9 protein-coding genes are annotated in these 11082 nt (G+C 74.0%); 4 read left to right on the top strand and 5 right to left on the bottom strand.

Annotated features, from left to right (window positions below; translation table 11 throughout):
• Nucleotides 1-114: 114 nt before the first annotated feature.
• Nucleotides 115-882: a metallophosphoesterase family protein gene (locus tag B056_RS0111235; RefSeq protein ID WP_026239569.1), complete on the bottom strand. Its 768-nt coding sequence runs from the start codon at nt 880-882 to the stop codon at nt 115-117.
• A 323-nt stretch (nt 883-1205) separates the two neighbouring features.
• On the opposite strand from B056_RS0111235, the gene B056_RS0111240 reads away from it, so the two are divergent.
• Nucleotides 1206-3020: an AMP-dependent synthetase/ligase gene (locus tag B056_RS0111240; protein ID WP_026239570.1), complete on the top strand. Its 1815-nt coding sequence runs from the start codon at nt 1206-1208 to the stop codon at nt 3018-3020.
• A gap of 64 nt (nt 3021-3084) precedes the next feature.
• On the opposite strand, the gene B056_RS0111245 is transcribed toward B056_RS0111240, so the two are convergent.
• The 3 genes from B056_RS0111245 to B056_RS0111255 all read right to left on the bottom strand — a co-directional run bounded on the left by B056_RS0111245 (nt 3085) and on the right by B056_RS0111255 (nt 6105).
• The gene (locus tag B056_RS0111245; protein ID WP_020572440.1) at nt 3085-4224 is read right to left on the bottom strand and encodes a glycosyltransferase family 4 protein; all 1140 of its coding nucleotides are present in this window, start codon (nt 4222-4224) and stop codon (nt 3085-3087) included.
• A 169-nt stretch (nt 4225-4393) separates the two neighbouring features.
• Nucleotides 4394-4624 (bottom strand): hypothetical protein, encoded by a 231-nt coding sequence (locus B056_RS36140; RefSeq protein ID WP_026239572.1) that lies wholly within the window; start codon nt 4622-4624, stop codon nt 4394-4396.
• Between the two features lie 167 nt (nt 4625-4791).
• On the bottom strand, nt 4792-6105 hold the full coding sequence (locus tag B056_RS0111255; protein ID WP_018501961.1) for an NYN domain-containing protein: 1314 nt from the start codon (nt 6103-6105) through the stop codon (nt 4792-4794).
• Nucleotides 6106-6534: 429 nt separating this feature from the next.
• Here B056_RS0111255 and B056_RS0111260 point away from each other — a divergent pair, with 429 nt between their 5' ends.
• Nucleotides 6535-7860, top strand: a complete 1326-nt coding sequence (locus B056_RS0111260) for a DUF4352 domain-containing protein (RefSeq protein ID WP_026239573.1) — start codon at nt 6535-6537, stop codon at nt 7858-7860.
• 96 nt (nt 7861-7956) lie between these two features.
• On the opposite strand, the gene B056_RS0111265 is transcribed toward B056_RS0111260, so the two are convergent.
• Entirely contained in the window at nt 7957-8367 is a 411-nt protein-coding gene (locus B056_RS0111265) for an HIT family protein (RefSeq protein WP_018501963.1), read from the bottom strand.
• A gap of 302 nt (nt 8368-8669) precedes the next feature.
• Between B056_RS0111265 and B056_RS0111270 the strand changes: the two genes are divergently transcribed.
• Nucleotides 8670-9161 carry a VOC family protein gene (locus B056_RS0111270; RefSeq protein WP_018501964.1) on the top strand — a complete coding sequence of 164 codons (492 nt, stop codon included), beginning with the start codon at nt 8670-8672 and terminating at the stop codon, nt 9159-9161.
• A gap of 60 nt (nt 9162-9221) precedes the next feature.
• Entirely contained in the window at nt 9222-11003 is a 1782-nt protein-coding gene (locus B056_RS0111275; RefSeq protein ID WP_026239574.1) for a DEDD exonuclease domain-containing protein, read from the top strand.
• Nucleotides 11004-11082: the final 79 nt, after the last annotated feature.

The raw sequence follows: 11082 nt of genomic DNA on the forward strand, positions 1-11082 counted from the left end.
CCGTCTCGACGAGCCGTTCGGCGGACCCGTTCGGCGGACCCACGTCCCGGGCCGCCGGACGATTACCCGATCGATCGTTGAGGCTACCGGAACCCGGGCGCGGTGCCGGGTGCCCTACCACTCGAGGACGTACGGCGCGCCCCGCGCGTTGAAGTGACCGACGTTGACACATCGGGTCGCGCCGATCTCGAGCTCGGCGACCAGGGGCTGGTGCACATGACCGAACAGCACGTACCGCGGCTGTGTCTCGTGGATGGCCTCCAGCACCGCGACGCTGCCGCGCTCGAACCGGCGGGCCTGCGTGTCGTAGACCAGCTCCGGGACGTGCGGCGGGATGTGGCAGCACAGGACGTCGACCGCGCCGACCGCGGCCACCTTCGCCGCGTAGGTCTCGTCGTCGATCTCGTACGGGGTGTTCATCGGCGTGCGCAGCCCACCACCGACGAAACCGAACGTCAGCCCGCCGATGTCGACGGTCTGGCCGTCGAGGAGGGTGATCCCGTCCCGCAGGAAGTCGGGGTAGAGGTGGGGGAGGTCCACGTTGCCGTAGGTGAGGTACGTCGGCGTCGGGAACGCGGCGAACATGGCCGCGTACTGCCGCCGGATCGCCGCCTCGACGATGTCGGCGCGGTCGCCCTCGACGCTCGCCCAGAGCTTCCTGGACCACTCCCGGGCCTCGTCGAAGCGCTGCTCGGTGCGCAGTTCGATCATGCGGCCGACAGCCTCCGCGCCGAACAGGTCGCCCATGATCCCGCGGCCGTGGTCGAAGTAGTCGATGAACAGGATCAGGTCGCCGAGGCAGACGAAGGCGTCGGCACCCGCGGCGGCGCCCGGGAGCGCGTCCGACCGTCCGTGAACGTCGCTCACCACATGCACTCGCACGTCAGAGAGCTTAGGGCGAGTTGGGTCTCCTCCACAGCACCCGCACCCGAAAGCGCACAGGCGGGTCGATGCCGCGGCACCGAGAACAGCCGGGCCCGGACGGCTCGCCGTGGCCGCGCTCACAGGCTAACGTCACTTGACCAACCGCTCTCCGATCACCGACCGCCCTCCCGTCAGTGCCCCCAGGTCCGGTTCCACTCAGGTCCAGCGCCACTCATGGTCCAGTGTCACGCAGGCCCGGTGTCACGCGGCGCCAGGACAGCGTGACCCAGTGCCACACGGCACGCCACCCGGAACGGCCCGCCGCCAGCCAAGGAGTTCCCGTGCGCGAGTACACCTCTCCCGCCCGAGTCACCGTGGCGGATGACATGACTCTCAGCGATGCCGTGTTCGCCAACGCGTCACGGATTCCCGAGAAGGTCATCGTCCGCCACAAGTCGGGTGGCCAGTTCGCCGACGTGACCGCGCGGGAGTTCCGCGACCTGGTGGTGAGCACGGCCGCCGGCCTCGCCGCCCGCGGCGTGCGGCCTGGGGACCGGGTCGCGATCATGAGCCGCACGCGCTACGAGTGGACGGTCGTCGACTACGCGATCTGGGTCGCCGGCGCGGTCACCGTGCCGATCTACGAGACGTCCAGCGCCAGCCAGATCGAGTGGATCGTGTCGGACTCGGAGGCCGTTCTCGCCGTCGTCGAGTCCGACGCCAACGCCGCCCTCGTCGCCACGGTGAGCGACCAGCTTCCCACCCTGCATGAGGTCCTCGTCCTGGACGGCGGCGCGCTCGCCACCCTGGCCGAGGCCGGGGCCGCCGCCGGTGTCAGCGCGGAGGACCTCGCCGCCGCACGGGCCGGCGTGACCGCGGCCAGCATCGCCACGATCATCTACACCTCCGGCACCACCGGACGACCGAAGGGCTGCGAGCTCGCCCACCGCGCGCTGCTGTTCAACGCGATGAGCTCCGCGGCGACCATGCCGGAGGTGTTCACCGAGGACGCGTCCACGCTGATGATCCTGCCGCTGGCCCACGTGCTGGCGCGGACGATGCAGTGCACCATCATCAACAGCGGGCGCTGCATCGCCTACGCGCCGGACACCACCACGCTGCTGGCGGACCTGGCGCAGGTCCACCCGAGTTTCCTGCTCGCCGTCCCGCGGGTCTTCGAGAAGGTGCACGCCGGCGCCCGGGCGAAGGCGCACGCCGAGGGCAAGGGCCGGATCTTCGACGCCGCCGAGGCCACCGCCATCGCCTACAGCGAGGCGCTCGACCACGGCGGGCCCGGCCTGTGGCTGCGCGCCCGGTACGCGCTGTTCGACCGCCTCGTCTACGGCAGGCTGCGGGCCGCGATGGGTGGCCAGGTCGACCACTGCATCAGCGGCGGCGCGCCGCTGGGCTCCCGGCTCTGCCACTTCTACCGAGGCATCGGGCTGGTGATCCTCGAGGGGTACGGGCTCACCGAGTCCACCGCGGCCGCGACGGTGAACCGGCCGGACACCCTGAAGATCGGCACGGTCGGCCTGCCGCTGCCCGGCGTGACGGTCCGCATCGCCGACGACGGCGAGATCCTCATCCGCGGCGACCTGGTCCTCAGCGGCTACCGCAACAACGAGACGGCGGCCAAGGAGGCGATCGACGCCGACGGCTTCCTGCGGTCCGGCGACCTGGGCTCCCTCGACGAGACTGGGCACCTGCGCATCACCGGCCGGAAGAAGGAGCTGCTCGTCACCGCGGGCGGCAAGAACATCGCGCCGGCACCGCTCGAGCACCGGATCCAGGACAACCCGCTGATCAGCCAGGCGATGCTGATCGGCGACCAGCGGCCGTTCATCGCCGCCCTGATCACCCTCGACCCGGACGCCTTCGCCTCCTGGCGCGACGCCCACGGGCACCCCTCGACAGTGACCCCCGGCGACCTCGCCACCGACCCGGAACTGCTCGCCGAGGTCCAGAAGGCCGTGGACGCGGCGAACGCCACCGTCTCGCACGCCGAGTCGATCAAGAAGTTCGTGATCCTGCCGAACGACTTCACCGTCGCCGGCGGCGAGCTCACCCCGAGCCTGAAGGTGAAGCGCAACCTCGTTCTGGAACGCCACGCGGCAGTTGTGGAGACCATCTACGCGGGGGCCCGGGCCGCCTCCTGATCCCGGGCCGCCGGGGCGGGAGGCCAGGAGGCACGTGGACGTGCCGGCGCGCAGCCGGCTTCCGTCAGGCGAGCAGCAGGTCGCGCAGGTCAGCGGCCAGGACGTCCCAGCGCCAGCGGAGCTCGACCCACGCCCGCCCGGCGGTCCCCATCGAGCGGGCGCGGTCCGGATCGGCCAGCAGATCGCCGACGGCCCGGGTCAGCGCGCGCGGGTCGCGGCCGTCCACGACCACCCCCGTCCGCTGGTCGAGGACCGCGTCGGGGGCTCCCCCGCTGCGCCCGGCGACCACCGGCAGCCCGGTCGCCGAGGCCTCGAGGAAGACGATGCCGAGGCCCTCGACCTCGAGCCCGGCGCGCCGGTTGCGGCACGGCATGGCGAAGACGTCCCCCGCCGCGTAGTGGGCTGGCAGCTCCGCCCACGGCACCGACCCGGTGAACACCACGTGCTCGGCGACGTCGTTCTCCCGGGCGAGGCGGGTGAGCTCCTGCCGGTAAGGCCCACCGCCGACGAGCAGCAGCGCGGTGCCCGGGATCCGCCGGCGCAACGCCGGCAACGCCCGGATCAGCATGTCCTGCCCTTTGCGCGGGACCAGCCGGCTCACGCAGACCACCACCGGACGGCCGCCCAGCCCGTAGCGACCACGGGTCTCGTCCCGGCCCTCCCCCGGCCGGAACAGGGTCGGGTCGACACCACTGGGCAGCCGGGCCAGGTCCGGATGCGGCCCGAAGGCCGGGCCGAGGCGGCCGCGGGTGTAGTCGGTGAGATAGGTGATCACGTCGGTGGTGGACCCGATGCGCCGCAGCAGCTGCCGGGCACCGGGCAACGCGGCCCAGCCCACCTCGTGGCCGTGGGTGCTGGCCAGCACCCGGCGGGCGTCGAGATCCCGGCGTAGCCGCGCCCCGAGCAGGCCCAGCGGGGCCGCAGCGCCGAACCACAGCGTGTCGCACTTCTCCGACCGGGCGATCTCCCGCGCGCGGCGGAAGACGTCCGGCGTGGGCAGCATCAGCGACGTCGGGTGGCGCACCACCGGGAACCGCTGCGCCGCGTCGAACTCGGCGGCCCCCCGCCAGGCAGGGGCATACACCACGATCTCGTCGTCGGGCAACCGCGAGGCGAAATTGTGCACATACGCCTGGATGCCACCGGGCCGCGGAGGGAAATCATTGGTCACAGCGAGCACCCGCACGCCGCCATGCTCCCGCATCACCTCCGTCAGGACGCAGGTGGGACGCCTCCGACCAGGTACGCGCCAGCTCAGCGCCTCCGCCCGCACACAGAGCGCTGCTCCTCCCCCGGAACCGGCCGCGCCGCGCGTGCCCCGGGCACGCCCCCGGCACCCACCGACCACGGAACGGCGCCGCCCCGGGCGGGGGTCAGCCGGCGCGGCGGCGCGGCAGGGGCCGCGGCGGCTCCGGGCCGGTCGGCCGCCCGCCGGGGGCGAGACGCAACCGCGGAATGAGCCCGGCGTCGGCGAGCGCGGCCAGGGCGCGGCGCTCGTCCTCGTCCCACTCCACGCCGGTGGACGGCGGGGCCAGCAGGACGGTCACCACGCAGTCCCCGCACGCGACGCCCCGCACGGCGCACGCATCACAGTCGATCAGCATCATGCTCACCTCTCGGCTCGCCGCCCGGCTCCGCCTGACCTTTCCCCGCACCCGGCCGATCGCCGAGCCCTGTCGATCACCGCGGAACCGGACACCAGTTCGACGCGGACGACGCTAGGTGAGGGGTCCGACAGTTCCCGACGCCCGCGTGCGGGGAACGGGCGGGGCTAGCGGTCGAGGCGGGCCAGGAGGGCGTCCGAGGGGACGGTGCGGGCGCCCTGGGAGGCGCAGTTCTCCGCCACCTCGCGGTCGGAGGTCACGACGGCGACCGGTCGGCCGACGGGCTCCGCGCGCACGAGACGTCCGATCTCGTCGTCGGCCAGCTCGCCGGCCTGGCTGAAGACGACCCGCACGCCGCGGGGCATCGCGACCCCGACCGGCCGGGCCACCACCGCCGTCGCGTCGAAGACGACGGTGACCTCGGTGTCGAGGGAGCGGCCGGCCAGGGCTCCCAGCCCGGCCAGCAGGCGGGCCCGCTGGGCCTGGAGGGTCAGGGTCCCGTAGCCGCGTTTGGTGACGTTGTAGCCGTCGATGATCAGATGCAGGCCGGGGATGGCGAGGACGTCGTCGATGATGGCCGGATCGTCGGCGGAGCGCCCGCGGCCGCCGACCGCGGAGAACGGGTCGAAGGCCGGTCCGCTGTCGGAGCGGCCGACCAGGTCGGCGGGGCGCGCGACGGTGGTCGGCAGCGCCAGCTCCCGCCGGACCCCGTTCGCCGCGGCCATCAGCGTGTCGAGCAGCACCCGCAGCCGCGCCTCGTCGAGGCCGCGGGACTCGCGGGTGTCACGGCGGGTCACGGAGGCGGCGGTCTCGAGGTCGCCGACCCGCGCGCGCAGCCGCCGGACCTCGGCCTCGCTCTCCCGGGCCGCGGCCAGCGCGGCGTCCCGGGCGGTCTCGGCGGCCACGCTCACCTCCCGGGCGGCGAGCTCGGCACGCCGGACCCGGTCCGCGGAGGACCGCAGCCGGCGGCGGGCCTCCTCCGCCTCGGCCCGGGCCTGGTCGAGCTGGCCGCGCAGTTGGTCCTGCTCGGTCCGGGCGAGCCGGCGGACGGCCTCCACCTGCTGGTGCAGGCGGTCGATCTCGCGCTCGGCGTCGACGAGCCGCGCGGAGGAGACCGCCTGCTCGGACGAGCGGGCCGCCTCCTCGACGAACTCCTCCCAGTCGGGGAGCCGCAGGATGTAGGCGACCGCCGCGACCTGCGCGGGCGGGGCGGCCGGCGGCGGGCCGCCCTCGCCGGTGATCGCGGTGACCAGGTCGGGGTAGGTGCGACGCACCCATTCGGCCACCCTGCCGCGGAACTGCGCGTCATGCTCGATCGCGGCCGCCAGCGGGACGGCGCCCAGCCGCGCGCGGCGGGACGGCTTGAACCGGCGCACGGCGACCAGGCTCGGCGGGACGACCGTCTCGGCGATGTCGGCCAGGGTCTCGGCGGCGTAGGCCACGACCTGGGCCCGCACGTCCACGGGCAGCGTCTCGTTCATGTGGCGGGCCCGGCCTGGCCGGCGGGGGTGCGGATGCCGACTCCCCGTGACCGGCCGAGTGGTCGGGGCATTACCACTGGCACGGGGGACTCCGGAGCGAACGACGACAGCGACGGTCCAGGGTATCGGTCGACCGCCGGGACCTCTTCGGACACCATCGGTTAATCCGTGCCCAGCCCGCCTCGAACGGGCGCGCACCGCGCCGCCCCGACCACCGGACCCGGCGCCGCCCGGCCGCGGGACACAGCGGCGCGGGCCCGGGACACGACGGCGGGGCCCGGGACACCACGGGCACCGGCGTACCTACCGCATTTCCCGACCCAGCCGGCCATTGTGTCATGTGATATCCGGCTTATGTAGCCTCGCCGTGTCCGTCACCCTTACTCCGCTTCGTGAGAAACACGGCAATGGCCGTCGAGAGGACACCCGTTGACCGACCAGACCCCTCCTGGCCAGCCCTCCCCCGGTCCGGAGAACCAGGAGACCTGGAGGGCCCCCAACACCTCGTGGCAACAGCCACCCGATGCCGGCGGCCAGGCGGGTGCGGCGCCCGGGAGTCCCGGTAATCCCGGCGCTGCCGGCTCGGGCCAGGGCGGCGCGCCGTCCACCACGCCGCCGGCGCCCGTGCCGCAGTGGGGCACCGGTACACCGGGGCGGGAGGGCGGCGGATGGCCGTCCACCACGCCCGGCGGCGGGGTGGGCGGCGGCTGGGGCACGCCGCCGGCCGGCGGGCCCAACCCGGACGGCTCGTGGCCCGGGGCGGGACAGCAGCAGTGGCCCCAGCAGGGCACCGACACTCCGTGGGGTCAGCCAGGTCAGTCCGGCACCGGATGGCAGCAGCCCGCCGGCTATCAGCAGGGCGGCACGCCGGGCCAGTACCAGCAGGGCTACCAGCAGCCGGCCGACTACCAGCAGCAGGGCTACCAGCAGCCCCCCGCCGACTACCAGCAGGCGGGCTACCAGCAGGGCTACCAGCAGCCGGCCGACTACCAGCAGCAGGGCTACCAGCAGGGCTACCAGCAGCCCGGTTACCAGCAGGGATTCCCCCAGCAACAGGGCAACTGGCCGCAGCCCGGCGGCCCGCCCCCGGGCCGGCCCCGCCGGAATCCAGCGATGATCATCATTCCGGTGGCCGTCGTCGCGGTCATCGTCCTGGGAGTGGTGATCGCCCTCGCGGTCGGCGGTGGCGACGGCTCGAATCCGACGGCCACACCGCCGGCGGTCACGAACCTCGGACCAGGCACGGTGCCCACCCTGACGGCACCCGCCGTCCCGGGCGCCACGACGGCCCCGCAGCAGCCGTCCGGTCCCGCCGGATGCACGCCGGTCGTGCCGCAGGGCGCGCCGCCCGCCGGCGCCCTGACCCTGGGCGGGACGGGCACGGTGGTCGGGACCGCGAGCTCGTCGGTCAGCGACTTCGAGGCCAAGGTGACGCTGAACAGCATCTGCAGCACCACCGGCCCGGCCGCCGACTACTCCGATCCGCCGGTGCAGGGCGCCAACTACATCCTGAACGTGACCGTCGAGGTCGTCCGCGGCGAGACGTCGGCGTCACCGGACGACTTCTACGTCCAGACCTCGGACGGCAGCCGCTACGACGGCTCCTTCACCACGGTCGAGCCGAAGCTGTTCACCCTCGATCTGAAGGCCGGGCAGAAGGTGCGCGGCAACGTGGTCATCGACGCCCCGCCAGGTCATCACGTGCTGTCCTGGGAACCGCTGTTCGCGACGCAGCCTGCCAAGTTCCAGTTCTGACCCGGCAGGGGCCCCGTCCGGGCCCGTTCCAGCGCTGGAACGGGCCCGGACGGGGCCTCGGCGGCCCACCCGCGGCAGGGCCCGATCGTGGCCGGGTCAGACCCGGCGTGGCTCCGCCAGGGCCGCCCGAAGGCGCTCCGCGACGTCGTCCATCATCGCCGGATCGGGATCGGCGTCGGCGAGCGCGAAACTCATCTGCGACTCCGAGTCGATCGGGAACAGATGGATGTGGGCGTGCGGCACCTCCATCCCGGCGAGCATCGCCGCGACCCGCCGCGGCCTGAACACCGTGTCGATCGCCCGGCCGACGACGGCCGCGGCACCCCAGACCGCGCGCACCGTCTCGTCGGGCAGATCGATCCAGTGGTCGATCTCCAGGCGCGGCACGACGAGCGTGTGCCCGGGGCGGACCGGCGCGATGGAGAGGAACGCCACCGCCGACTCGTCCGAGTAGACGATGCGGCCCGGGAGCTCGCCGTTGATGATCCGGGTGAAGACACTGGCCATGGCCGGACCCTACCGAGATCGCCCGGGCGGCACCGCTCCGCCCGCCGGGCACCGGAAGGACCACCAGCCAAGCTGGACGCGCCCGATCGCTGCCCGCCTCATGGCCGGTCTCATCGCCGACGTCACAGCCCGTCGCGGGCTGAGGTCACGCGCTGGGATCGTGGCCGGCCGCGAGCGGCATTATCACACTCAGAACCATACGATAGCGGGCAATAGCGACTAACGGGAAACGCAATCCGCAAAGAGGTCCAGAAGGACACGCCGACAGCACTCCGGTGCGCCAACAAACCTGGCCATACGGAATGATGCTCCGGGTGGCGTGGTTTGAGACGAACGGCATCAGGGTCGCCCGTATCAGCGTCGACTGCACCGATGTGGACACGATGGTCCGGTTCTGGTCCAACGCACTCGGTTACGAGGTGTCCGAGCAGGGCGGCGACTCGGCTGTCCTGCGCCATCCCGCCGGTGCCGGGCCCAAGCTGCTGCTCCGGCGGCGGCCCGAGCCACGGGCCGCCCGCGGCGGGCAAAGACCACAACGGTGGGCCGCGCGCCGGGCCGGCCGCCGTCCGGAACCGGAGCAGGACGCCGCGGACGAGACGGGTAACCGCCTGCACCTGGAGCTGTACGCCGTCGACGCGGAGCGGGTGATCGGCTGGCTGTCGTCGCTGGGCGCGCGCCAGCTCGCCCGGTACGAGGCCGACGGGGAGACCGGTTTCGTGCTGCGCGACCCCGAGGGCAACGAGTTCCGGGTGATGAACGCCGGGCCGACCGCCTTCGCCCGGCCGTTCGCCTGAAGCACGCGGCCGGGCCGGGGGCGGCGGAGTCCTGTCGTACCCACGGCCTAGGGTGTCGCCGTGTGCCCAGTCCCCGTGCCGTCCGGCGGCGTGCCGCGTCAGGCCAGCCTGGCGGAGCTCGGCCGGCCGCTGTCGGACCTGACCTTCGTCGTCGTCGACCTGGAGACCACCGGCGGTTCCCCGGCCACGAGTGAGATCACCGAGATCGGCGCCGTGCGGGTGCGGGGCGGCCGGATCCTCGGTGAGATGTCGAGCCTGGTCCGGCCGTCGGCGCCCATCCCGGCCTTCATCTCCGTGCTCACCGGCATCACCGACGCCATGGTCGCCACCGCCCCGAGCATCGGCGAGGTCGTGCCCACGTTCCTGGAGTTCGCCCGGGGGGCGGTGCTGGTGGCCCACAACGCCCCGTTCGACCTCGGCTTCCTGCGCGCCGCCGCCACGGCGTGCGGCTACCCCGCTCCGGCCTGGGAGCACCTCGACACGGTGCGGATCGCGCGCCGCGTCATCAGCCGCGACGAGACCCGCGACTGCCGGCTGTCCTCCCTGGCCGCCCTCTTCGGCAGCGCGACCCAGCCGAACCACCGGGCGCTGGCCGACGCCCGGGCGACGGTCGACGTCCTGCACGGGCTGTTCGGGCGGCTGGGCAACCTCGGCGTCACCACGATCGAGGACCTGCACGCGTACAGCGCGCGGGTCTCCCCCGCCCAGCGGCGCAAGCGGCACCTCGCTGACGACCTGCCCACCGGCCCCGGCGTCTACGTGTTCCGCGACGGCACCGGGCGCCCGCTGTACGTCGGCACGTCCCGGTCGATCCGCTCGCGGGTGCGTAATTACTTCACCGCCAGCGAGCCCCGGAGCCGGATGGCGGAGATGGTCGCGATCGCCGAGCGGGTCGACGCGATCGAGTGCGCGCACGCGCTCGAGGCCGAGGTGCGCGAACTGCGGCTGATCGCCGAGTACAAGCCGCCGTACAACCGCCGCTCCCGCTTCCCCGAGCGGGCCGTCTACCTACGGCTCACCGACGAGCCGTTCCCCCGGCTCTCCCGGGTCCGCTCGGTCGGCGACGGTGTGACGTCGCTGGGGCCCTTCGGCAGCGCGGCCGCGGCCGAGTCGGCGGCCACGGCGCTGCTGGAGGCGATCCCGCTGCGCCAGTGCTCGACCCGGCTCTCGCCACGCCGCCCGACGACCGCGTGCGCGCTGGCCGAGCTGGGGCGCTGCGGGGCGCCGTGCGACGGCCGGGAGGGGGTCGCCGAGTACGGCCGGCACGTCGCCGCGGCACGCGGCGCGATGACCGCCGACCCGCGGCCCGTCCTGGACGTGCTGGAGGGGCGCATCGCCCGGCTGTCCGCCGACCAGCGCTACGAGGAGGCCGCCGGGGTCCGTGACCGGCTCGCGGCCTATGTGCGGGCCGTCGCGCGCATGCAACGGCTGACCGCCCTGACCGGCGTCGACGAGCTGGTCGCCGCGGCGCCGACCGCCGACGCCGGGTGGGATCTCACCGTCGTCCGCCGCGGCCGGCTGGTCTCCGCGGCCTCGGTGCCGCGCGGGATCGACCCGAGGCCCTGGGTCGACGCCGTGGTCGCCAGCGCGGAGACCGTCCGGCCGCTGCCCGGCCCCACCCCGTGCGCCTCGGTCGAGGAGACCGAGCGGATCGGCCGGTGGCTGACCGGGCCCGGCGTGCGCCTGGTCCGGCTGGACGGCGAGTGGAGCTGGCCCGCCCACGGCGCGATCCGCGCGGCGCGGCGCTTCGACGTCCGCTCCGACGTCCACTCCGGCAGCGGTTCGGACGGCGGGTCGGACCGCCGGACCGGCCAAACCACCAGGGGCCGCCCCCGTCGATGACGGAAACGGCCCCTCGGTGCTTCAGCGTGCCTGTCCTCGAGTGTGCCTGCGGGCGCCCGCCCCGGGCCCGGCGGCCGGG

Source organism: Parafrankia discariae (assembly GCF_000373365.1).
Taxonomy (GTDB): domain Bacteria; phylum Actinomycetota; class Actinomycetes; order Frankiales; family Frankiaceae; genus Parafrankia; species Parafrankia discariae.